Consider the following 20,510-nt stretch of genomic DNA (forward strand, 5'->3'; position numbering starts at 1 on the left):
GTTGACGTCCAATAAAAAAAGCCGCCCTCGGGCGGCTTTTTTTATTGGGCGAAGCTGGAGCAGGGCCGATCACTCACCCTCGTCGAAGTAGTTGTTGATCAGTTCGATCAGGGCGCGCATGGCCTCGTCGCTCTGCTCACCCTCGGTTTCCAGTTGCAGCACCGTGCCCTTGCCGGCGGCCAGCATCATGACCGCCATGATGCTCTTGCCATCGACTGGCGGCTCGCCACTGCGGCCTACGCGGACGCTGGCAGGATAACGGCCGGCCACGCCGACGAACTTGGCGGCCGCGCGGGCGTGCAGGCCCAGCTTGTTGATGATGGTGATCTGTTGGGCAGGCATTGAGTCTGTCCTTGTCGAAACAAAACGGGCGTCAGAGATCGCGATGGCGGATCTGAACGTTCTTGAGCAGGTCTTTGAGTTCGCGACCCAGGCGGTCGGCCAGGTAGACCGAACGGTGATGACCGCCGGTACAGCCAATGGCCACGGTCACATAGGACCTGTTGTTGGCCGCGAAGCGCGGCAGCCACTTCACCAGGTAATCGCGGATGTCATTGTACAGGGTCTCTACCTCGGGCTGTTGCTCGAGATAATCGCGCACCTGGGCATCGAGTCCGGAAAAGTCGCGCAGGTCCGGTTTCCAGTAGGGATTGGGCAGGAAACGTACATCGAAGACCATGTCCGCATCCACCGGCAGGCCCCGCTTGAAGCCGAAGGATTCCACCAGGTAGGCGGTGCCGGGCTCGGGCGCGTTCAGCAGACGCAACTTGAGGATGTCACGCAGCTGATAGAGATTCAGGTGAGTGGTGTCGATCTTAAGATCGGACAGATCGGCGATGGGCGACAGCAGCACCTGCTCATCGTGGATGGCCTCGGCCAGCGATCTTTCCTGATTGGACAGCGGATGCCGGCGGCGCGTCTCGGAAAAGCGCTTGAGCAAGGTCTGGTCATCGGCGTCCAGATAGAGGATGTCGCAGCGGATGTTGCGGCTGCGCACCTGTTCGAGCAATTCGGGAAAGCGCTGCAGCTGGCTGGGCAGATTGCGTGCATCGATGGACAGGGCGACCTTGGGCTGAGGTCGTTCCATGTCGGTGAGGGCGTGCTGGGCCAGTTCGGGCAGAAGGCTGGCCGGCAGGTTGTCGATGCAGTAGAAGCCATTGTCCTCAAGCACGTTGAGCGCCGTACTCTTGCCCGACCCGGAACGTCCGCTCACGATGATGAGGTGCATGTCAGTGTCCGCTCTGGGCCTCGACGACGATCTGATAGAGCGCCTGGCTGTCCTTGGCCTTGCGTAGCCGTTCGCGGATGTCCGCGCGGTCCAGGATGCCGGCGATCTGGCGCAGCAGGGTCAGGTGCTGTTCGGTAGCGGCTTCGGGTACCAGCAGCACGAACACCAGGTCTACCGGTGCGCCATCCAGGGAGTCGAAGTCCACGGGTTGCTGCAGGTGGAAGAGGACGCACAGCGGCTGTTGCAGGCCCGCCAGGCGACAGTGGGGAATGGCAATGCCATTGCCGAAGCCAGTGGAGCCCAGGCGCTCGCGCGCCATCAGGCATTCATGGATGTGCGCCGCATCATGGCCAGGCAATTCCTGCGCGGCCAGTTCGGCGATACGTTCCAGTACGGCGGCTTTGCTGCCACCCGGCGCACCCGTCTGGGTGCGGCCGGGGGTCAGAATATTTTCGAGTCTGATCATAAAGCGGCGATCGAAACCTCAGCGGACGCCGACGCCCTGCTGGCGTTCGATCGATTTTTCCTTGTGTTTAATCAGTTGGCGGTCGAGCTTGTCGGCCAGGAGATCAATGGCGGCATACATGTCGTCATGCTCGGCGTTGGCGACCACCGCGGCGCCAGCGACGTGCAGGGTGGCTTCGGCTTTCTGCTTGAGCTTGTCCACTTCAAGAATGACCTGGACGTTGGTAATACGGTCGAAGTGCCGTTCGAGGCGGGCGAGTTTCTCGCCGATGTAGTCACGCAGGGCTTCTGTCACTTCAAGCTGATGGCCACTGATGTTGACTTGCATACCGCTTCTCCTTATTGCCGGGCTGCGATCGGCGAAGCTGCTCGCCGACATGACACGGGTCGATCGAGGCACGGTCACATCAGGACGCGTCAGAGGAGACGCTTGCGTTCGCTGGACGGAGCGATACCCAGGGATTCCCGATACTTAGCCACCGTGCGACGAGCGACTTGTATACCTTGCGATTCCAGTAAACCAGCGATCTTGCTGTCACTCAACGGCTTTTTCGCGTTTTCCGCCGCTACCAATTTCTTGATGATCGCGCGGATCGCGGTGGAGGAGCATTCGCCCCCTTCGGCGGTGCTGACGTGACTGGAGAAGAAATACTTGAGTTCGTAGATGCCACGCGGGGTGTGCATGAACTTCTGGGTGGTCACCCGGGAGATGGTCGACTCGTGCATGCCCACCGCCTCGGCGATGTCGTGCAGGACCAACGGCTTCATGGCCTCTTCGCCGTATTCGAGAAAACCCCGCTGGTGCTCGACGATCTGGGTCGCCACCTTCATCAGGGTCTCGTTGCGGCTCTGCAGGCTCTTGATGAACCAGCGCGCTTCCTGCAGCTGATTGCGCATGTATGTATTGTCGGCGCTGCTGTCGGCGCGTTTGACGAAGCCCGCATACTGGGGATTCACCCGTAGGCGCGGCATGGATTCCTGATTGAGCTCCACCAGCCAGCGCTCGTTGTGCTTGCGCACGATGACGTCCGGTACCACGTATTCGGCTTCGCCGGACTCGATCTGGGAGCCAGGCCGCGGATGCAGCGTCTGGATCAGCTCGATGATCGGCTTGAGTTCGTCTTCCTTGATCTTCATGCGCCGCATCAGCTGCGCGTAGTCGCGGCTGCCGAGCAGATCCAGGTAGTCACCGACCAGGCGCTTGGCCTCGCCGAGCAAGGGGAGGGTGGCCGGCAGTTGCGCCAGCTGGATCAGCAGGCATTCGCGCAGATTGCGAGCGGCGACGCCGGCGGGCTCGAATTGCTGGACCCGTCGGAGCACCACCTCGACTTCGTCGAGATCGACTTCCAGGTCCGGGTCGAGCGAGGCATGGATGTCTTCGAGGCTTTCCTGCAGGTAACCGTCGGTATCGATGCCATCGATGATGGCCAGCGCGATCAGCCGATCGAGGTCCGACATGGGTGCCAGGTTGAGCTGCCAGAGCAGATGCGTCTGCAGGCTCTCGCCCGCCGAGGTGCGAGTGGTGAAGTCCCACTCGTCGTCGTCACTGCTGGGCAGGCTGCTGGCGCTGGTCTGGTAGATGTCTTCCCAGGCCGTGTCGACCGGCAGCTCGCTGTCGCTGGGGATGCGCTCGCTCCACTCGGATTCGTCGGCCAGCTCGTTGGTGGCGACCGAGGTTTCCTTGAAGGTGGTTTCCATGTTGCCGGAGTTCGCGTGCTCGTCGCTTTCGCCCGAGGCTTCGCTCTGGTCGAAGTCTTCCCCGTCTTCCTGGCGTTCCAGCATCGGATTGGATTCCAGGGCTTCCTGGATTTCCTGCTGCAAATCGAGCGTCGAGAGCTGGAGCAGACGTATGGCTTGTTGCAGCTGCGGCGTCATCGTCAGCTGCTGGCCCATCTTGAGGACTAGCGATGGTTTCATGGCTGCGGAAATACACCTTGTCTACCGACGCGAACAGCGCCACCGAACCTCGCGAACCCTGCGAGCGTTAGCAAATTATATGCCTTGTTTCCCCGGGTTTGCCTAGAGGCGGAATTCGTGGCCCAGATAGACTTCCTTCACCAGGTCGTTGGCAAGGACTTCTTCGGCGGTGCCTTCGGCGATGAGCTGGCCGTCATTGACGATATAGGCCGTTTCGCAGATGGTCAGGGTTTCCCGCACGTTGTGATCGGTGATGAGCACACCGATGCCCTTGGCCTTGAGGTGGCGGATGATCTGCTTGATATCGCCCACCGAGATGGGGTCCACGCCCGCGAAGGGTTCGTCAAGCAGGATGAACTTGGGCGCGGTGGCGAGGGCGCGGGCGATCTCGACACGGCGTCTTTCACCGCCAGACAGGCTCATGCCCCGGTTGTCGCGGATGTGGGTGATGTGGAATTCCTGCAGCAGGCTTTCCAGCTCGCGCAGTCGTCCGGCCTTGTCCAGGTCCTTGCGGGTTTCCAGAATGCCAAGGATGTTGTCGGCCACGGTCAGCTTGCGAAAGATCGAGGCTTCTTGGGGCAGATAGCCGATCCCGGCACGGGCGCGGCCATGCATGGGCAGCGCGGTGACATCCTGGTCGTCGATCAGCACGCGACCCTGATCCGCCTTGACCAGGCCGACGATCATGTAGAAGCAGGTGGTCTTGCCGGCGCCATTCGGGCCGAGCAGGCCAACGATTTGGCCGCTGTCGATGCTGACGCTGACATCACGAACGACCTGACGACCCTTGTAGCTCTTGGCCAGATGCTGGGCTTTGAGCGTAACCGTCATTGTTTCTGCCCCGACTGCTGCTGATCCTTGGGCTGGATGACCATGTCGATCCGCGGCCGCGGCGTGGTGACCTTGCTGCCGTTGGCCCGTCCCGCATTGACGATCTGGCGCTGGGTGTCGTAGACGATCTTCTCGCCTTCGAAGGTGTTGCCCTGTTGGACCACCTTGGCCTGGTCGATCAGGATGATGCGGTTTTCCTGGGCGAAGTATTGGATGGTCAGGCCATAGGCCTTGACGATGTCCTTGTCCGCCGAGGGTTTCTGCTCGTAGTAGGCCGGTTTGCCCACTGCGGTGGCGACCTTGATATTGCCCTGGTTGTCCTGGGTCAAGGTCACGGTATTGCCGGTGATCTTCATACTGCCCTGGGTGATGACCACGTCTCCGCGATACACGGCCACGCCCTGCTTGTCATCGAGCTCGGCGCTGTCGGCCTGCACGCGGATCGGCTGGGTGCGATCGGTCGGCAGGGCCCAAGCCGCGGCACTGCCCAAGGTGGCGCCGAGGGTGAACAGGAAGGGGAGGGTTTTAACGAACCTCATGCTGGCCTCTTACGTTGGACAGCAGGAGCATTCTGCCGTCTTCTAGATACGCTTTCATGCCATTGGCCGTGGTCACCCCATTGGCGGCCTCGATTCTAACGGCTTGCTCAGTTTGCGCATATTGTTTGTCAGGAAAGACGGTCATGCGGGTGGTGGTCAATACCACCGGGCGGCCTTTCGCGTCGGTACGTTCCACACGCACGTCATCGATCAGCTCCGCCTGACTGCCACCGGGGGCGACCTCGGCGCGGGCACTGCGAATGTGCCAGGGAAAGTCTGTGCCACGAAAGGCCAGCATGTCGGGCCGGGTCACCAGGGTGACGTCGGTGGCCTTGACATGTTCGCTGCGCTCGGCCTTGAGTTCGTACTGGATCTTGCCGTCCAGGCGATACTGAATCGTCCGGGTATTGAGGGCATAACCGTCGATGGCGCTGTCTTGCGGGGTCGATGACGCTGGAGCATCGACGAAGCGCTGCGGCAGGATGTTCCAGTAGCCGATCGCGATGAGCGCGGCGGCGATCAGGACCAACAGCACGGGTCGGCGCAAGCTGCGAAACATGAGGGTACCTGTGGTGGGTCGCACGTTGGCGGCGGGTTGAACACGAGTTGTGGGCGTATTTAGTCGGTCAGTATAACCCGGCCTACAGCACCCCGGCGCGTAGCAGGTCGCCCATGTTGAGCGCACCGACCGGGCGCCGCTCGTCATCGATCACCACCAGCGAGTTGACCTTGTGTTCTTCCATGATCTTCAGCGCCTCCGCCGCGAGCATCCGGGCCCTGGCGGTTCGACCGCCGCGGGTCATCACGGTTGCGATAGGTGTGGTCCGGACATCGATACCGCGATCCAGAGCGCGCCGCAGATCGCCATCGGTGAAGATACCGGCGAGGCGGCCATCGGCGCCCAGCACACTGGTCATGCCCAGCCCCTTGCGCGACATCTCCAGCAGGGCGTCGGACACTAGGGTGTCCTCGCTGACCTGCGGCAGATCGACGCCGGCATGCATGACGTCTTCCACCTTCAGCAGCAGGCGACGGCCCAGGGCGCCGCCTGGATGAGAGAAGGCGAAGTCCTCGGCGGTGAAGCCACGGGCTTCGAGCAGGGCGATGGCCAAGGCGTCGCCCAGGACCAGGGCGACGGTGGTCGAGGAGGTGGGCGCCAGGTTTAGCGGGCAAGCCTCGGTGGCGACGCTGGTGTCCAGATTGACGTCCGCCGCCTTCGCCAGGGGCGAGGTGGGATTGCCGGCAAAGCTGATCAGAGGGACGCCCAGGCGTTTGATCAGCGGCAGCAGGGTCAGGATCTCGCTGGAGGTGCCCGATTGGGAGATGGCGATGATGACGTCCTCGCGGGTGATCATGCCCATGTCGCCATGGCTGGCTTCGGCCGGATGCACGAAGAACGCCGGGCTGCCGGTGCTGGCCAAGGTAGCGGCGATCTTGTTGCCGACATGGCCGGACTTGCCCATGCCTAGCACGACTATTCGACCGCGACAGCCGAGCAGCAGACGGCAGGCCTGGGCAAATGTCGCGTCGACACGTGCGCTCAAAGCAGCTACAGCAGCTTGTTCAACATCTATGGTGCGCTTAGCGGAAGCGATGAAATCTATTGAGTCGGACATAGGTCAGAAGGCAGGTGAAGGGACAATCGGAAATTATATGCGCAAAGCCGTGACACTCAGCAACGTCGCTCGCGAGTCAGGGGCATCGGCAACGAATGGTATAGTGCCGCCCTTTTGCCGGGGCCATCGAGCGCGAAAGCCGCGTGTCCTGAAGCGGTGGAGCGGCGTCTCCCTGCACAGAGTTGAACCTTAGGAGTCTTGATGACCGTCGATAGCCCGTACGCCGTGGAGCTAAAGGGCGTTTCCTTCAAGCGCGGCACGCGTCTCATCTACGACCGTGTCGATATCCGTATCCCGCGGGGCAAGGTCACCGGGATCATGGGGCCGTCCGGCAGTGGCAAGACCACCCTGTTGCGCCTCATCGCTGCCCAGCTGCGGCCGAGCAGTGGCGAGATCTGGGTCAATGGCGCCAATCTGCCGCAGCTGTCCCGTGGCGAGCTGTTCGAGATGCGCCGACAGATGGGGGTGCTGTTCCAGAGCGGGGCGCTGTTCACCGATCTCGATGTCTTCGAGAACGTGGCCTTCCCGCTGCGGGTGCACACCAAGCTGCCCGAGGAGATGATCCGCGACATCGTCCTGCTCAAACTGCAGGCAGTAGGCCTGCGCGGTGCAGTCGAACTGATGCCGGACGAACTCTCCGGCGGCATGAAGCGCCGGGTCGCCCTGGCGCGGGCCATCGCCCTGGATCCACAAATCCTCATGTACGACGAGCCCTTCGTTGGCCAGGACCCCATCGCCATGGGCGTTCTGGTACGGCTGATCCGGCTGCTCAACCAGGCCCTTGGGCTGACCAGCATCGTGGTCTCCCACGACCTGGCCGAGACTGCCAGCATCGCTGACTACCTCTATGTGGTCGGCGATACCAAGGTGCTGGGGCAGGGCACGCCAAAGGAACTGCGCGAATCGCCGGATCCTCGGGTTCGCCAGTTCATGCAGGGCATCCCTGATGGCCCCGTACCCTTCCACTACGCCGCGCCTGATCTGCGCGATGCCTTGCTGGGGAAACACTGATGCGTAAGGTCTCCGCCGTGGAGCGGATTCGTCGGCTGGGCAAGGCCGGGCTGGACGTCGTGGCGGCCATTGGCCGCTCCGTCATCGTCCTGCTGCTGGCGGTGTTCGGTCGTGGTGGCGTGGGCAGCGGCCTACAGCTGCTGGGCAAGCAACTCTATTCGGTGGGCGTGATGTCACTGCCCATCATCGTGGTCTCGGGTTTCTTCATCGGCATGGTGATTGCCCTGCAGGGCTACAACATCCTGGTCAAGTACGGCTCCGAGCAGGCCGTGGGGCAGATGGTGGCCCTGACTCTGCTGCGCGAGCTGGGGCCAGTGGTGACCGCCCTGCTGTTCGCCGGTCGGGCCGGCTCCGCGCTGACCGCCGAGATCGGCAACATGAAATCTACCGAGCAGTTGTCCAGCCTGGAAATGATCGGCGTGGACCCGCTCAAGTACATCGTCGCGCCGCGCTTCTGGGCCGGCTTCATTTCCATGCCCCTGCTGGCCGCCATGTTCAACGTGGTGGGTATCTGGGGCGCGGCCATGGTCGCCATCGATTGGCTCGGCGTCTACGACGGCTCCTTCTGGGCCACCATGCAGAACAGCGTGATGCTCAGCGACGTGCTCAATGGCGTGATCAAGAGCCTGGTGTTCGCCTTCGTGGTGACCTGGGTCGCCGTTTTCCAGGGGTATGACTGCGAGCCGACCTCCGAAGGCATCGGTCGCGCCACTACCCGTACCGTCGTCTATGCGTCGCTTGCCGTGCTCGGCCTCGACTTCATTCTTACCGCCCTGATGTTTGGAGATCTCTGATGCAAACCCGCACCCAGGAAATCGGTGTCGGACTCTTCCTGCTGGCCGGCGTGCTCGCACTGCTGCTGCTGGCGCTGCGGGTAAGCGGTCTGACGATGAGCGACCATCACGATACCTACAAGGTCTATGCCTACTTCGACAACATCGCCGGTCTCACCGTGAGATCGCGAGTGACCATGTCCGGCGTGACCATTGGCAAGGTCACCGCCATCGATCTCGACCGCAACAGCTATCGCGGCCGGGTCACCATGCAGATCGACAAGCAGGTGGACAACCTGCCGACTGACTCCATCGCCTCCATCCTGACCGCTGGCCTGCTTGGTGAGAAATACATCGGCATCAGCGTCGGGGGCGACGAGCAGGTGCTCAAGGAAGGCTCGACTATTCGAGATACACAATCCTCGCTGGTTCTCGAGGATCTGATCGGTAAATTCCTGCTCAACTCGGTCAATAAAGACTCTTCCGCCAACAAATGATGAGAGGCTTCTTCATGCTCAAGCTAATTCGTCACGGAGTGATCGCGATCCTGGCCCTGCTGCCGCTGGTGTCCCAGGCGGCGCCCTCGGCCCATGACGTGATCCAGCAGACCACCAGTACCCTGCTCAGCGATCTCGAGGCCAATCGCGACAAGTATCGCAGCAACCCGGACGCCTTCTACGAGTCGCTCAACAGCATTCTCGGGCCGGTAGTGGATGCCGAGGGCATCTCGCGCAGCATCATGACCGTGCGCTATAGCCGCAGCGCTTCGCCCGAGCAGATGGCGCGCTTCCAGGAAAACTTCAAGCGCAGCCTGATGCAGTTCTATGGCAATGCGCTGCTGGAGTACAACAACCAGGGTATCCGCGTCCTGCCCGAAGGCCCGTCCGACGGCCCCGACCGCACCAGCGTGGGCATGGAGGTCAAGGGTAACAATGGCGCCGTGTATCCCGTGCAGTACAGCATGGTCAAGCAGGGCGAGGAATGGAAAGTCCGCAACGTCATCATCAACGGCCTGAACCTGGGCAAGCTGTTCCGTGACCAATTCGCCCAGGCGATGCAGGAAAACGGCAACGACCTGGACAAGACCATCAACAACTGGGCGGGCACCGTGGCCAAGGCCAAGGACTCTCCCGAGGCCCAGAAGGCCAAGGTCGGTTCGTGAGTCGCGCAACCATCACCCGCGAGGGCGCCCGGCTGCAACTGTCGGGCGTACTCGATCACGCCAGTGTGCCGGTCCTGCGCGAGCAGGGTCGAACCCTGATCGCTCAGGGCAGTGGTCCACTGGTGCTGGACTGCGCAGGGGTCGAACACTCCAACAGCGCCGGTCTGGCGCTGTTGCTGGCCTGGCTGCGCGATGCCCAGGCGGCGAGTCGCCCGCTGACCATCGCCGGCCTGCCGTCCGAGTTGCGGCAGATCGCCGACGTTTCGAATGCCCTGGAGTTGCTACCCCTGGCCGAGCAGGCTCACCGCTAGGTTGTGTCTAGAAAACCCCTGGGCACCGCCAGTTGGCATTGGAACTCAGCGTGGAATGCTCCTTTACCCCTGGTAAACGCCGCTTCCTCGCTGGCTTTCGCCTTTCCTGACCTTGGCTTGGCGACCTTGCAAACGAGCCATGGCAGTCATCGCAGTCGCCGTGCAGCCGGTTTTTTTGTATGATCGCCGGCTGTACTAGATTGCCGAGGTGCCGCCATGCAGGCCCAAGAAGTCAAAAGCCTCCTGGAGGCAAAACTGACCGATACCCAGGTCGAAGTGGAAGGCGAGGGCTGCAATTTCCAGCTCTACCTGATCAGCGACGAGCTCCAGGCGCTCAGCCCGGTCAAGCGTCAGCAGCAGGTCTACTCCCATCTCCAGCCGCAGATCGCCGATGGCAGCATCCATGCTGTCACCATGAAATTCTTCACCCGTGCTGCCTGGGCCGAACGCGCCTGATTCGCAGCGCCGAGAACTCGCTATGGACAAACTGATCATTACCGGCGGCAACTGCCTGAACGGTGAAATTCGCATTTCCGGGGCCAAGAACTCCGCCCTGCCGATTCTGGCCGCGACCCTGCTCGCCGATACCCCGGTGACCGTCGCCAACCTGCCGCACCTGCACGACATCACCACCATGATCGAGCTGTTCGGCCGCATGGGCGTTCAGCCGGTGATCGGTGAAAAGCTCAACGTCGAGGTGGATGCCTCCAGCATCAAGACCCTGGTCGCGCCCTATGAGCTGGTCAAGACCATGCGCGCTTCCATTCTGGTGCTGGGCCCCATGGTCGCCCGCTTCGGCGAGGCGGAAGTCGCCCTGCCCGGCGGTTGCGCCATCGGCTCGCGTCCGGTCGACCTGCACCTGCGCGGTCTGGAAGCCATGGGCGCCAAGATCACCGTCGAAGGCGGCTACATCAAGGCCAAGGCTCCGGCTGGCGGCCTGCGCGGCGCTCACTACTATTTCGATACCGTCAGCGTGACCGGTACCGAGAACGTGCTGATGGCCGCCACCCTGGCCAAGGGCCGCAGCGTCATCCAGAACGCCGCCCGTGAGCCCGAGGTGGTGGATCTGGCCAACTGCCTGATCGCCATGGGTGCCAACATCCAGGGCGCCGGTACCGACACCATCACCGTGGAAGGCGTCGAGCGCCTGGGCGGCGCCACCTATTCGGTCCTGCCCGACCGCATCGAGACCGGCAGCTACCTGGTCGCCGCCGCTGCCACCCGTGGCCGCGTCAAGCTCAAGGACACCGATCCGACCATCCTCGAGGCCGTGCTGGCCAAGCTGGAAGAGGCGGGTGCCCACATCTCCACCGGCAGCAACTGGATCGAGCTGGACATGAAGGGCAATCGCCCCCGCGCGGTAAACATCCGCACGGCGCCTTACCCCGCGTTCCCCACCGACATGCAGGCCCAGTTCATCTCCATGAACGCCGTCGCCGAAGGCACTGGCACCGTGGTGGAAACCATCTTCGAGAACCGCTTCATGCACGTTCACGAGATGGTGCGCATGGGCGCCAACATCGCTATCGAAGGCAATGCCGCCATCGTCACCGGCGTGCCCAGCCTCAAGGCCGCCCCGGTCATGGCGACCGATCTGCGCGCCTCGGCGAGTCTGGTCATCGCCGCCCTGGTGGCCGAAGGCGACACCCTGATCGATCGCATCTACCACATAGATCGCGGCTACGAATGCATCGAGGAGAAATTCCAGCTGCTCGGCGCCAAGATCCGTCGCACGCCCAAGTAAGGACCTCCGATGCTGACCATCGCCCTGTCCAAGGGCCGTATCCTCGACGACACCCTGCCGCTGCTGGCGGCGGCGGGGATCGCCCCGACCGAGAATCCGGACAAGAGCCGCAAGCTCATCATCCCGACCACCCAGGACGATGTACGCCTGCTCATCGTTCGCGCCACCGACGTGCCCACCTATGTGGAGCATGGCGCCGCGGACCTGGGTGTGGCCGGCAAGGACGTGCTGATGGAATACGGCGGCGATGGTCTCTACGAGCCGCTCGACCTGCGCATCGCCCGTTGCAAGCTGATGACCGCAGGCGCCGTAGGTGCTCCAGCGCCGCGCGGCCGGCTGCGGGTGGCGACCAAGTTCGTCAACGTCGCCAAGCGCTACTATGCCGAGCAGGGCCGCCAGGTCGACATCATCAAGCTGTACGGCTCCATGGAGCTGGCACCGCTGGTGGGTCTGGCCGACAAGATCATCGACGTGGTCGACACGGGCAATACGCTCAAGGCCAATGGCCTCGAACCCCAGGAGCTGATCGCCCACATCAGCTCGCGCTTGATCGTCAACAAGGCCTCGATGAAGATGCAGCACGGCCGTATTCAGGCCCTCATCGAGACCCTGCGCCAGGCCGTTGAGACGCACGGCGCCTGAGAACCTGTTCAAAGCCTGCTGCGCGTCGGCCAAACTACGTTGAAAATGGCTTCGGAATGCTCATTTACCACTCGTAAACTCGTTCGCGAGCCCGGTCCGCTTCCTCAACCATTTTCGTGGGGCCGCCTAGGCCTTGTTTGTCTCTAGCTCGCGAGACTTTGAACAGCTCTGGGTCCTGGCCGGCAGGTTGATGCCGGCTCGGACTGCTTCCGTCCCTCCAGCTTCGCCTATCCGTGCCATAGCCAAATTGTCGGGCGCCCACACGGAGCCGGCTGTTACTCTCGGGCGCCCCTTTCGCCTATCCTGAAGAGGACCCGCCATGACTGCTCCGCTCGCCATCCGCCGACTCGCCGCCGCCGCTCCGGATTTCGCCGAGCATCTGGATCATCTGCTGAGCTGGGAAGGGGTGTCCGACGCCGATATTAACCAGCGGGTCCTGGCGATCATCGCCGATGTCCGCCATCAGGGTGACCAGGCGCTACTCGAATACACCCGCCGCTTCGATGGCATCGAGACGACCTCCATGAGCGATCTCATCCTGCCGCGCGCACGCCTCGAGGAAGCCCTGACCCGGATCACGCCGGAGCAGCGCACGGCGCTGGAAGCCGCTGCTGAACGGGTGCGCAGCTATCACGAGAAGCAGCGCCAGGATTCCTGGCAGTATCAGGAGGCCGACGGCACCGTGCTCGGCCAGCAGGTCACCCCGCTGGATCGTGCCGGTCTCTATGTGCCGGGTGGCAAGGCCTCCTATCCCTCTTCGGTGCTGATGAACGCCATCCCGGCCAAGGTCGCTGGCGTGCCCGAGGTGGTCATGGTGGTGCCCACGCCCCGTGGCGAGGTCAACGAACTGGTGCTAGCGGCTGCGGCCCTGGCCGGCGTCGATCGCGTCTTCACCATAGGTGGTGCCCAGGCGGTGGCCGCTCTGGCCTATGGCACCGAAAGCGTACCGCCGGTGGACAAGATCGTCGGTCCTGGCAACATCTATGTCGCCACCGCCAAACGCCACGTGTTCGGCAAGGTCGGCATCGACATGATCGCCGGCCCGTCCGAGATCCTGGTGGTTTGCGACGGCCAGACCGATCCCGACTGGATCGCCATGGATCTTTTTTCCCAGGCCGAGCACGACGAGGACGCCCAGGCCATCCTGGTGAGTCCAGACGCTGCCTTCCTCGACGCCGTGGCGGCCAGCATCGCCCGGCTGCTGCCGGAGATGGAGCGCGCCGACATCATCCGCGCCTCCCTGGAGGGGCGTGGTGCGCTGATTCAGGTCGCCGACATGGCCCAGGCCATCGAGGTGGCCAACCGCATCGCGCCGGAACACCTGGAGCTGTCGGTCGCCGAGCCCGAGCAATGGCTGCCCAAGATCCGCCACGCTGGCGCCATCTTCATGGGTCGCTATACCGCCGAAGCCCTGGGCGACTACTGCGCCGGCCCCAACCACGTGCTGCCGACCTCGGGCACCGCGCGCTTCTCCTCGCCCCTGGGCGTGTATGACTTCCAGAAGCGCTCCTCGATCATCCACTGCTCGGCCGCCGGTGCCTCGGCGCTGGGCCGGGTCGCGTCGGTCCTGGCCCGTGGCGAGTCTCTGACCGCCCACGCTCGCAGCGCCGAATACCGTATTCAGGAGGAGCAGGCATGAGCGAGCTCTGGAGTCCCTTCGTCAAGAATCTGGTGCCCTATGTGCCAGGCGAGCAGCCCAAGCTGACCAATCTGGTCAAGCTCAACACCAACGAAAATCCCTATGGGCCTTCGCCGCGGGCGCTGGACGCCATCCGCGCCGCGGCCAGCGACGACCTGCGTCTCTATCCCGACCCCAACGGTCAGGCGCTCAAGGATGCGGTCGCTCAGTATTACGGCATCCAGAGCGATCAGGTCTTTGTCGGCAATGGCTCGGACGAAGTCCTGGCGCACATCTTCCTAGGCCTGTTCGGTCACGGGCGGCCGGTCCTGTTCCCGGACATCAGCTACAGCTTCTATCCGGTGTACTGCGGCCTCTACGACATCGCCTTCGAGACCCCGGCGCTGGATGAGGATTTCCAGATCGTCGTCGAAGACTATTTCCGGCCCAATGGCGGCATCATCTTCCCCAATCCCAATGCGCCCACTGGCAGCGCCCTGGCGCTGGAAGCGATCGAGCGTATCGTCGTTGGCAACCCGACGTCCGTGGTGGTGGTGGATGAAGCCTATGTCGATTTCGGTGCAGAGTCGGCGGTCGCCCTGATCGGGCGCCATCCCAATCTGGTGGTGACCCAGACGCTGTCCAAGTCCCGCTCCCTGGCCGGTCTGCGAGTGGGTCTGGCCATGGGCCAGGCGCCGCTGATGGAAGCCCTGGAACGAATCAAGAACAGCTTCAACTCCTATCCGCTGGACCGCCTGGCGTTGGCCGGGGCGGTGGCCGCCTTTGAGGATCGCGCCTATTTCGACGAGACCTGCCGGCAGGTGGTCGAAAGCCGTGAAAGCCTGGTGGCCCAGTTGCTGGAGCGGGGCTTCGAAGTATTGCCCTCGGCGGCCAACTTCATCTTCGCCCGTCATGTGCAGAAGGGTGGGGCAGCGCTGGCGGCGGGGTTGCGTGAGCACGGCGTCATTGTGCGCCACTTCAGCCGACCCGAACGCATCGCCGACTTCCTGCGCATCACCATCGGCACGCCGGCACAGAATCAGGCGCTGATCACGGCCCTCGACGCTCTCTGAGAGCTTGTCAAAGACCGCGGCGTGTCGGTCAGACGGCATTGAAAATGCCTTGTTTGGCTTTAGCTCAGAGCCTTGAGCAGGCTCTGAGCGCCGCGGGCGGCTAGCGCGCCTTCTCCATTAGGGGACGCAGACCGACAGTGACCTTGAGTTGCAGGGTCTTGTCCTGCCGCCGCACCTCGATGGGTATGCTGTCGCCCGGCTGCTTGCGGGCGATCTGATTCATCGCCAGCCGACCATCCTTGATCGGCTGCCCAGCCAGCTTGACCAGCACGTCGCCAGCGCGCAGACCGGCCTTGTGCGCCGGCCCATCGGGATCGATGTCCGTCACCACGATGCCCTGGTCGACCTTGAGGCCGTAGGTCTTGATCAGTTCCGGGGTGATCACCTCCACCGCCACGCCCAGCCAGCCCCGGATGACCTGACCATGCTGGATGATCGACCGCATGACCTCCATGGCCAGCTTGATCGGGATGGCGAAGCCGATGCCCTGGGAGCCGCCGGAGAGGATGGCGGTGTTGATGCCGATCAGGTTGCCATTGGCATCCACCAGCGCCCCGCCTGAATTGCCCAGGTTGATCGCCGCATCGGTCTGGATGAAGTCCTCGTAGGTGTTGAGGCCCAGCTGATTGCGGCCGGTGGCGCTGATGATGCCCATGGTCACGGTCTGGCCGACGCCGAAGGGGTTGCCGATGGCCAGCACCACGTCGCCGATGCGGATGGCGGTCGAATCGCCTACCGAGATGGCTGGCAGATTGGGCAGGTCGATCTTGAGCACGGCGAGGTCGGTGGCCGGATCGTTGCCGATCAGCTTGGCCAGGGTCTGGCGACCGTCGGCGAGCGCGACCACGATGGATTCGGCATCGAGCGTCACATGGTTGTTGGTCAGCAGGTAGCCATCATGACTCATCAGCACCGCCGAGCCGAGGCTCAGCTCTTCCACCGGCTTGGCCGGGCTCTTGCGGTCGTTGGCCGTGTCGCCGGCCTTGCCCGGCTTGGCTGCTTTGGTCGAGCGCAGCGACACCACCGCCGGTGCTGCCCGACTCGCCGCATCGGCGTAGGAGACCGGCCCCTGCTGGCGCCCAGGCGAGGGCGCCTGGGCAGCCTCGAACAGCGGCGGCTGGGCCGGTAGCCCGAGCCACTGGGGATAGTGCTGCATGATCAGGGCTGCAACGAGCAGACCGCACAGCACGGGCCAGCCGAGATAACGCAAAGCCTTGTACATCGATCACATCCTTGAATTTGTCCGCCCGAAGTGCGGCGGATAAGCTGGCGGCATTATAAGGAGCGGCGCCGCTCGATGACATGCCGGGGCGCCGCCACAGAGGAGGTAAGCCGTCCGTGACCCTGTCCCTTGATCTACTGGTAGAAACCGCCGACCGTTACCTGGAGACGGCTCGTATCCAGGATTATTGCCCCAATGGCCTGCAGGTCCAGGGCCGTGGGCAGCTTCGCCTGCTGGTCAGTGGCGTCACGGCCTCCCAGCAGTTGCTGGATGCCGCTGTAGCGGCCGGTGCCGATGCCATCCTCGTGCACCACGGCTACTTCTGGAAAAACGAAGATGCCCGTCTCATCGGCATGAAGCACCGCCGGATCAAGACCCTGCTGAGCCACGACATCAGCCTGCTAGCCTATCACCTGCCGCTGGACGTCCATCCCGAAGTGGGCAACAACGTTCAGCTGGGACGCCGCCTTGGCGTGCAGAACATTCGTCCGCTGCCGGGCGATGCCAGGGGGCTGATCTGGGAGGGCGAGCTGGCCGAGCCGTTGTCCGCGACGGATTTTGGTCGGCGGGTAGCGGATACCCTGCAGCGCCAGCCGCTGGTGGTCGGTGGCGGACGATCGATCCGGCGCCTGGCCTGGTGCACCGGAGGCGCCCAGGGCTATATCGATCAGGCCATCGCGGCGGGCGTGGACGCCTACCTGACCGGTGAGGTATCCGAGCAGACGGTGCACAGTGCCCGCGAAAACGGGGTCAGTTTCTTCGCTGCCGGCCACCATGCTACCGAGCGCTATGGGGTGCAGGCGCTGGGCGACTATCTGGCCACTCAACTGGGCGTGCAGCATCTATTTATCGACTGCGATAACCCGGCCTGAGCGTCATAAGCATATAGCTTCTAGTTCTAGAAGGGCTGTCGGGACATAACCATTGCCTATGATAAGGTTGAGGTTCGTCCACGGCCCGCTCTGTCCGGTGTGTCCAGTCGACTGGATGCCGCAACGGACATCTCCTAGGCCACCTTTCTGCAATCGTGAGTAGCCATGCTCGACAAACAGACGCACCTCAAACAGCTTGAGGCGGAAAGCATCCACATCATCCGTGAAGTGGCCGCCGAGTTCGACAATCCGGTCATGCTGTATTCCATCGGCAAGGATTCGGCCGTGATGCTGCACCTGGCCCGCAAGGCCTTCTTTCCCGGCAAGCTGCCGTTCCCGGTACTCCACGTGGACACCGGCTGGAAATTCCAGGCCATGTACGAATTCCGCGATCGCATGGTTGAGGACATGGGGCTCGATCTGCTGGTGCACAAGAATCCGGAGGGGGTCGCCCAGGGCATCAACCCCTTCACCCATGGCAGCGCCAAGCACACCGACATCATGAAGACCCAGGGCCTCAAGCAGGCGCTGGACAAGTACGGCTTCGACGCAGCCTTCGGCGGCGCCCGCCGTGATGAAGAGAAGTCCCGCGCCAAGGAGCGCGTCTACTCCTTCCGCGACAGCAAGCACCGCTGGGACCCCAAGAACCAGCGTCCCGAACTGTGGAACATCTACAACGGCAAGACCAACAAGAGCGAGTCGATCCGGGTCTTCCCGCTGTCCAACTGGACCGAGCTGGACATCTGGCAATACATCTATCTCGAAGGCATCCCGATCGTGCCGCTGTACTTCGCTGCCGAGCGCGAGGTGATCGAGAAGAACGGCACCCTGCTCATGATCGACGACGACCGTATCCTCGAGCACCTCTCGCCCGAGGAAAAGGCGCGTATCCACAAGCGCCAGGTGCGCTTCCGTACCCTCGGCTGCTACCCCCTGACCGGCGCGGTGGAGTCCCAGGCGACGACGCTGACGGACATCATCCAGGAGATGCTGCTCACCCGCACCTCCGAACGCCAGGGCCGGGTCATCGACCACGATGGCGCCGGATCCATGGAAGAGAAGAAACGTCAGGGGTATTTCTAAGATGTCGCACCAATCCGATCTGATCGGCCAGGACATCCTGGCCTACCTCGCACAGCACGAACGCAAGGAGCTGCTGCGCTTCCTCACCTGCGGCAACGTCGACGACGGCAAGAGCACCCTGATCGGGCGCCTGCTGCACGACTCCAAGATGATCTACGAGGATCACCTGGAAGCCATCACCCGTGACTCCAAGAAGGTGGGCACCACCGGCGAGGAGGTCGACCTGGCGTTGCTGGTGGACGGTCTGCAGGCCGAGCGCGAGCAGGGCATCACCATCGACGTGGCCTATCGCTACTTCTCCACGGCCAAGCGCAAGTTCATCATCGCCGACACCCCCGGCCATGAGCAGTACACCCGCAACATGGCCACCGGGGCCTCCACCTGCGACCTGGCGATCATCTTGGTCGATGCCCGTCACGGCATCCAGACCCAGACGCGCCGGCACAGCTACATCGCTTCGCTGCTGGGCATCAAGCACATCGTGGTCGCTATCAACAAGATGGACCTGCTGGGCTTCGACCAGGCGGTGTTCGAACGCATCAAGGACGACTACCTGGCCTTCGCCCAGCGCATCGAGCTGGGCGCCAAGGACATCCACTTCGTCCCCATGTCGGCGCTCAAGGGCGACAACGTGGTGAATCGCAGCGAGCAGACGCCCTGGTACAGCGGCAAGTCGCTGATGGAAATCCTCGAGACCGTGGAGATCGCCGCGGATCGCAATCTCGACGACCTGCGCTTTCCGGTGCAGTACGTCAATCGGCCCAACCTCAACTTCCGTGGCTTCGCCGGGACCCTGGCATCGGGTGTCGTTACCAAGGGCGATGCCGTGGTGGTCCTGCCGTCGGGCAAGGGCAGTCGGGTCAAGTCCATCGTCACCTACGAAGGCGAGCTGGAGCAGGCCGGTCCCGGCCAGGCGGTGACCCTGACCATGGAAGACGAGATCGACATCTCCCGGGGCGACGTACTGGTGCATGCCGACAACCGTCCCCAGGTGACCGACAGCTTCGAGGCCATGCTGGTGTGGATGGCCGAAGAGCCCATGCGCCCAGGCAAGAAGTACGACATCAAGCGCGCCACCAGCTATGTGCCGGGTTCGCTGCCGAGCATCGTGCACACGGTGGACGTCAATACCCTGGAACGCGGCGCCACCAGCGAGCTCAAGCTCAACGAGATCGCCCGGGTCAAGGTGGCCCTGGATTCCCCCATCGCCCTGGACGGCTATGGCGTCAACCGCACCACCGGCGCCTTCATCGTCATCGATCGCCTGACCAATGGCACCGTAGGTGCCGGCATGATCATCGCCGACCCGGTAGGTAGCGCTGGCCATGGCCAGAGCGCGCATCAGCTGCACGTCGCCACCAGCGAGCGGGCTGCCCGTTTCGGTCAGCAGCCCACCACGGTGCTCTTCACTGGCCTTTCCGGTGCCGGCAAGACCACCCTGGCCTATGCCCTGGAGCGGCGCCTGTTCGACGCCGGTCGCGCGGTCTTCGTGCTGGATGGCCAGAATCTGCGCCACGACCTGAACAAGGGCCTGCCGCAGGATCGCGCGGGTCGTCGCGAGAACTGGTTGCGCGCCGCCCAGGTGGCCCGTCAGTTCAACGAGGCGGGCCTGATCGCCCTGGCTGCGTTCGTCGCGCCGGATGCCGAGGGTCGGGCCCAGGCCCAGGCACTGATCGGTGCCGAGCGCCTGCTGACGGTACACGTCAAGGCTTCGCCAGCGGCTTGCGCCGAGCGGGATCCCCAGGGACTCTACACCGCCGGTGGCGACAATATCCCGGGCATCTCCTTTGCCTACGATGCGCCCGAAGACGCCGATCTGGTACTGGATACCGAACAGCTGTCGGTGGAGGAGGGGGTCCAGCAGATCCTCGACGTCCTGCGGCGACGCCAGGTGATCTAAGGCCTGCAGCGATAGAAAAAACCCGCCTTTCGGCGGGTTTTTCATGGGCCTTTACCAGCGTGGGGGCGGGCCATAGTAGTAGGCGCCAGGTGGCGGGCCGTAGTACACGGGGCGCGGCTCAACCACGCGATACTCGTAGACCGGTGCCGGCTCGTAGTAGACCACGCGCGGCGGTGGCGGCGGCGGTGGCCCCTCGATGTAGACCGGCTCGCGGGCATAGGAGTGGGAGACGATGGCTCCGCCAACCACGGCGCCAACCACTGCACCAAGAAAGGCCGGGCCGGGACCACGACCGTGGGCGGACGCCTGACCGGCGATGGCGAGGCAACCGGCAAGCACCACAGCTTGAGTGATGCGACGTAGCATGATGATTCTCCTGCGACCCGGGGTGATGAAACCGGGCATCTCTATCAGACCGCAGCGATGGCCGCTCGCCTAGGCAGCCCGGGGTAAAGTTTGGGTAAACCAAATACTTCGACATCAGTCCCAACAACCTGAGGTCG

Annotated in this window: 24 protein-coding genes; 13 read left to right on the forward strand and 11 right to left on the reverse strand. The window is 63.3% G+C overall.

Translation table 11 applies throughout. The features are described from left to right. Positions 1 to 69: 69 nt before the first annotated feature. The 9 genes from APT59_RS05980 to APT59_RS06020 form a co-directional block, all read right to left on the reverse strand. Positions 70 to 342, reverse strand: a complete 273-nt coding sequence (locus APT59_RS05980; RefSeq protein ID WP_059314022.1) for an HPr family phosphocarrier protein — start codon at positions 340 to 342, stop codon at positions 70 to 72. Between the two features lie 31 nt (positions 343 to 373). Then, positions 374 to 1,228, reverse strand: coding sequence for an RNase adapter RapZ (gene rapZ / locus APT59_RS05985; protein ID WP_059314023.1), 855 nt, complete (start codon positions 1,226 to 1,228; stop codon positions 374 to 376). A 1-nt stretch (position 1,229) separates the two neighbouring features. Continuing rightward, positions 1,230 to 1,694 (reverse strand): PTS IIA-like nitrogen regulatory protein PtsN, encoded by a 465-nt coding sequence (gene ptsN, locus APT59_RS05990; protein WP_007159520.1) that lies wholly within the window; start codon positions 1,692 to 1,694, stop codon positions 1,230 to 1,232. Between the two features lie 18 nt (positions 1,695 to 1,712). Next, positions 1,713 to 2,021, reverse strand: coding sequence for a ribosome hibernation-promoting factor, HPF/YfiA family (hpf, locus tag APT59_RS05995; protein ID WP_007159519.1), 309 nt, complete (start codon positions 2,019 to 2,021; stop codon positions 1,713 to 1,715). Between the two features lie 89 nt (positions 2,022 to 2,110). Beyond that, complete coding sequence (locus APT59_RS06000; RefSeq protein ID WP_082696292.1) at positions 2,111 to 3,610, reverse strand: RNA polymerase factor sigma-54; 1,500 nt, start codon at positions 3,608 to 3,610, stop codon at positions 2,111 to 2,113. A gap of 102 nt (positions 3,611 to 3,712) precedes the next feature. Beyond that, positions 3,713 to 4,441 (reverse strand): LPS export ABC transporter ATP-binding protein, encoded by a 729-nt coding sequence (lptB, locus tag APT59_RS06005; RefSeq protein ID WP_017640054.1) that lies wholly within the window; start codon positions 4,439 to 4,441, stop codon positions 3,713 to 3,715. Beyond that, positions 4,438 to 4,980, reverse strand: a complete 543-nt coding sequence (lptA, locus tag APT59_RS06010; protein WP_059314025.1) for a lipopolysaccharide transport periplasmic protein LptA — start codon at positions 4,978 to 4,980, stop codon at positions 4,438 to 4,440. The genes lptB and lptA overlap by 4 nt, the downstream gene beginning before the upstream one ends. After that, positions 4,967 to 5,539 carry an LPS export ABC transporter periplasmic protein LptC gene (gene lptC, locus APT59_RS06015; protein ID WP_059314026.1) on the reverse strand — a complete coding sequence of 191 codons (573 nt, stop codon included), beginning with the start codon at positions 5,537 to 5,539 and terminating at the stop codon, positions 4,967 to 4,969. The genes lptA and lptC overlap by 14 nt, the downstream gene beginning before the upstream one ends. A gap of 82 nt (positions 5,540 to 5,621) precedes the next feature. Then, positions 5,622 to 6,596 carry a KpsF/GutQ family sugar-phosphate isomerase gene (locus APT59_RS06020; RefSeq protein WP_059314027.1) on the reverse strand — a complete coding sequence of 325 codons (975 nt, stop codon included), beginning with the start codon at positions 6,594 to 6,596 and terminating at the stop codon, positions 5,622 to 5,624. Between the two features lie 201 nt (positions 6,597 to 6,797). On the opposite strand from APT59_RS06020, the gene APT59_RS06025 reads away from it, so the two are divergent. The 10 genes from APT59_RS06025 to hisC all read left to right on the forward strand — a co-directional run bounded on the left by APT59_RS06025 (position 6,798) and on the right by hisC (position 14,930). Further along, positions 6,798 to 7,607 (forward strand): ATP-binding cassette domain-containing protein, encoded by an 810-nt coding sequence (locus APT59_RS06025; protein ID WP_017640057.1) that lies wholly within the window; start codon positions 6,798 to 6,800, stop codon positions 7,605 to 7,607. After that, positions 7,607 to 8,401: a lipid asymmetry maintenance ABC transporter permease subunit MlaE gene (gene mlaE, locus APT59_RS06030; protein ID WP_059314028.1), complete on the forward strand. Its 795-nt coding sequence runs from the start codon at positions 7,607 to 7,609 to the stop codon at positions 8,399 to 8,401. The genes APT59_RS06025 and mlaE overlap by 1 nt, the downstream gene beginning before the upstream one ends. After that, positions 8,401 to 8,877, forward strand: a complete 477-nt coding sequence (gene mlaD, locus APT59_RS06035; RefSeq protein ID WP_007159511.1) for an outer membrane lipid asymmetry maintenance protein MlaD — start codon at positions 8,401 to 8,403, stop codon at positions 8,875 to 8,877. Before mlaE ends, mlaD begins: the two co-directional genes overlap by 1 nt. Before the next feature lie 14 nt (positions 8,878 to 8,891). Further along, a complete protein-coding gene (locus APT59_RS06040; protein ID WP_059316835.1) occupies positions 8,892 to 9,542 on the forward strand; it encodes an MlaC/ttg2D family ABC transporter substrate-binding protein in 651 nt (216 codons plus the stop codon). Continuing rightward, the gene (locus APT59_RS06045) at positions 9,539 to 9,853 is read left to right on the forward strand and encodes an STAS domain-containing protein (protein WP_059314029.1); all 315 of its coding nucleotides are present in this window, start codon (positions 9,539 to 9,541) and stop codon (positions 9,851 to 9,853) included. The genes APT59_RS06040 and APT59_RS06045 overlap by 4 nt, the downstream gene beginning before the upstream one ends. 216 nt (positions 9,854 to 10,069) lie before the next feature. Next, positions 10,070 to 10,309, forward strand: coding sequence for a BolA family protein (locus APT59_RS06050; protein ID WP_059314030.1), 240 nt, complete (start codon positions 10,070 to 10,072; stop codon positions 10,307 to 10,309). A gap of 22 nt (positions 10,310 to 10,331) precedes the next feature. Further along, positions 10,332 to 11,597 (forward strand): UDP-N-acetylglucosamine 1-carboxyvinyltransferase, encoded by a 1,266-nt coding sequence (gene murA, locus APT59_RS06055; protein ID WP_059314031.1) that lies wholly within the window; start codon positions 10,332 to 10,334, stop codon positions 11,595 to 11,597. A 9-nt stretch (positions 11,598 to 11,606) separates the two neighbouring features. Then, positions 11,607 to 12,239, forward strand: coding sequence for an ATP phosphoribosyltransferase (hisG, locus tag APT59_RS06060; protein ID WP_059314032.1), 633 nt, complete (start codon positions 11,607 to 11,609; stop codon positions 12,237 to 12,239). A gap of 319 nt (positions 12,240 to 12,558) precedes the next feature. Further along, complete coding sequence (gene hisD, locus APT59_RS06065; protein WP_059314033.1) at positions 12,559 to 13,878, forward strand: histidinol dehydrogenase; 1,320 nt, start codon at positions 12,559 to 12,561, stop codon at positions 13,876 to 13,878. Then, positions 13,875 to 14,930 (forward strand): histidinol-phosphate transaminase, encoded by a 1,056-nt coding sequence (gene hisC, locus APT59_RS06070; protein ID WP_059314034.1) that lies wholly within the window; start codon positions 13,875 to 13,877, stop codon positions 14,928 to 14,930. Before hisD ends, hisC begins: the two co-directional genes overlap by 4 nt. 100 nt (positions 14,931 to 15,030) lie before the next feature. Here hisC and APT59_RS06075 read toward each other — a convergent pair whose 3' ends face one another. Further along, the gene (locus APT59_RS06075) at positions 15,031 to 16,152 is read right to left on the reverse strand and encodes a S1C family serine protease (protein WP_059314035.1); all 1,122 of its coding nucleotides are present in this window, start codon (positions 16,150 to 16,152) and stop codon (positions 15,031 to 15,033) included. Positions 16,153 to 16,232: 80 nt separating this feature from the next. Between APT59_RS06075 and APT59_RS06080 the strand changes: the two genes are divergently transcribed. From APT59_RS06080 to cysN, 3 genes are all read left to right on the forward strand, one after another. Then, positions 16,233 to 17,024: a Nif3-like dinuclear metal center hexameric protein gene (locus APT59_RS06080; protein WP_237140573.1), complete on the forward strand. Its 792-nt coding sequence runs from the start codon at positions 16,233 to 16,235 to the stop codon at positions 17,022 to 17,024. A 165-nt stretch (positions 17,025 to 17,189) separates the two neighbouring features. Beyond that, entirely contained in the window at positions 17,190 to 18,107 is a 918-nt protein-coding gene (gene cysD, locus APT59_RS06085) for a sulfate adenylyltransferase subunit CysD (RefSeq protein WP_059314037.1), read from the forward strand. Between the two features lies 1 nt (position 18,108). Beyond that, positions 18,109 to 20,007: a sulfate adenylyltransferase subunit CysN gene (cysN, locus tag APT59_RS06090; protein WP_059314038.1), complete on the forward strand. Its 1,899-nt coding sequence runs from the start codon at positions 18,109 to 18,111 to the stop codon at positions 20,005 to 20,007. 51 nt (positions 20,008 to 20,058) lie between these two features. On the opposite strand, the gene APT59_RS06095 is transcribed toward cysN, so the two are convergent. After that, positions 20,059 to 20,373 (reverse strand): hypothetical protein, encoded by a 315-nt coding sequence (locus APT59_RS06095; protein ID WP_059314039.1) that lies wholly within the window; start codon positions 20,371 to 20,373, stop codon positions 20,059 to 20,061. Between the last annotated feature and the right edge of the window lie 137 nt (positions 20,374 to 20,510).

Source organism: Pseudomonas oryzihabitans (assembly GCF_001518815.1).
Taxonomy (GTDB): Bacteria; Pseudomonadota; Gammaproteobacteria; order Pseudomonadales; family Pseudomonadaceae; genus Chryseomonas; species Chryseomonas oryzihabitans_E.

Bases quoted from the DNA above. Each gene is read 5' to 3' on its own strand.
- APT59_RS05980 (WP_059314022.1), bottom strand. From the start codon at position 342: ATGCCTGCCCAACAGATCACCATCATCAACAAGCTGGGCCTGCACGCC.
- rapZ (WP_059314023.1), bottom strand. From the start codon at position 1,228: ATGCACCTCATCATCGTGAGCGGACGTTCCGGGTCGGGCAAGAGTACG.
- ptsN (WP_007159520.1), bottom strand. From the start codon at position 1,694: ATGATCAGACTCGAAAATATTCTGACCCCCGGCCGCACCCAGACGGGT.
- hpf (WP_007159519.1), bottom strand. From the start codon at position 2,021: ATGCAAGTCAACATCAGTGGCCATCAGCTTGAAGTGACAGAAGCCCTG.
- APT59_RS06000 (WP_082696292.1), bottom strand. From the start codon at position 3,610: ATGAAACCATCGCTAGTCCTCAAGATGGGCCAGCAGCTGACGATGACG.
- lptB (WP_017640054.1), bottom strand. From the start codon at position 4,441: ATGACGGTTACGCTCAAAGCCCAGCATCTGGCCAAGAGCTACAAGGGT.
- lptA (WP_059314025.1), bottom strand. From the start codon at position 4,980: ATGAGGTTCGTTAAAACCCTCCCCTTCCTGTTCACCCTCGGCGCCACC.
- lptC (WP_059314026.1), bottom strand. From the start codon at position 5,539: ATGTTTCGCAGCTTGCGCCGACCCGTGCTGTTGGTCCTGATCGCCGCC.
- APT59_RS06020 (WP_059314027.1), bottom strand. From the start codon at position 6,596: ATGTCCGACTCAATAGATTTCATCGCTTCCGCTAAGCGCACCATAGAT.
- APT59_RS06025 (WP_017640057.1), top strand. From the start codon at position 6,798: ATGACCGTCGATAGCCCGTACGCCGTGGAGCTAAAGGGCGTTTCCTTC.
- mlaE (WP_059314028.1), top strand. From the start codon at position 7,607: ATGCGTAAGGTCTCCGCCGTGGAGCGGATTCGTCGGCTGGGCAAGGCC.
- mlaD (WP_007159511.1), top strand. From the start codon at position 8,401: ATGCAAACCCGCACCCAGGAAATCGGTGTCGGACTCTTCCTGCTGGCC.
- APT59_RS06040 (WP_059316835.1), top strand. From the start codon at position 8,892: ATGCTCAAGCTAATTCGTCACGGAGTGATCGCGATCCTGGCCCTGCTG.
- APT59_RS06050 (WP_059314030.1), top strand. From the start codon at position 10,070: ATGCAGGCCCAAGAAGTCAAAAGCCTCCTGGAGGCAAAACTGACCGAT.
- murA (WP_059314031.1), top strand. From the start codon at position 10,332: ATGGACAAACTGATCATTACCGGCGGCAACTGCCTGAACGGTGAAATT.
- hisG (WP_059314032.1), top strand. From the start codon at position 11,607: ATGCTGACCATCGCCCTGTCCAAGGGCCGTATCCTCGACGACACCCTG.
- hisD (WP_059314033.1), top strand. From the start codon at position 12,559: ATGACTGCTCCGCTCGCCATCCGCCGACTCGCCGCCGCCGCTCCGGAT.
- hisC (WP_059314034.1), top strand. From the start codon at position 13,875: ATGAGCGAGCTCTGGAGTCCCTTCGTCAAGAATCTGGTGCCCTATGTG.
- APT59_RS06075 (WP_059314035.1), bottom strand. From the start codon at position 16,152: ATGTACAAGGCTTTGCGTTATCTCGGCTGGCCCGTGCTGTGCGGTCTG.
- APT59_RS06080 (WP_237140573.1), top strand. From the start codon at position 16,233: ATGCCGGGGCGCCGCCACAGAGGAGGTAAGCCGTCCGTGACCCTGTCC.
- cysD (WP_059314037.1), top strand. From the start codon at position 17,190: ATGCTCGACAAACAGACGCACCTCAAACAGCTTGAGGCGGAAAGCATC.
- cysN (WP_059314038.1), top strand. From the start codon at position 18,109: ATGTCGCACCAATCCGATCTGATCGGCCAGGACATCCTGGCCTACCTC.
- APT59_RS06095 (WP_059314039.1), bottom strand. From the start codon at position 20,373: ATGCTACGTCGCATCACTCAAGCTGTGGTGCTTGCCGGTTGCCTCGCC.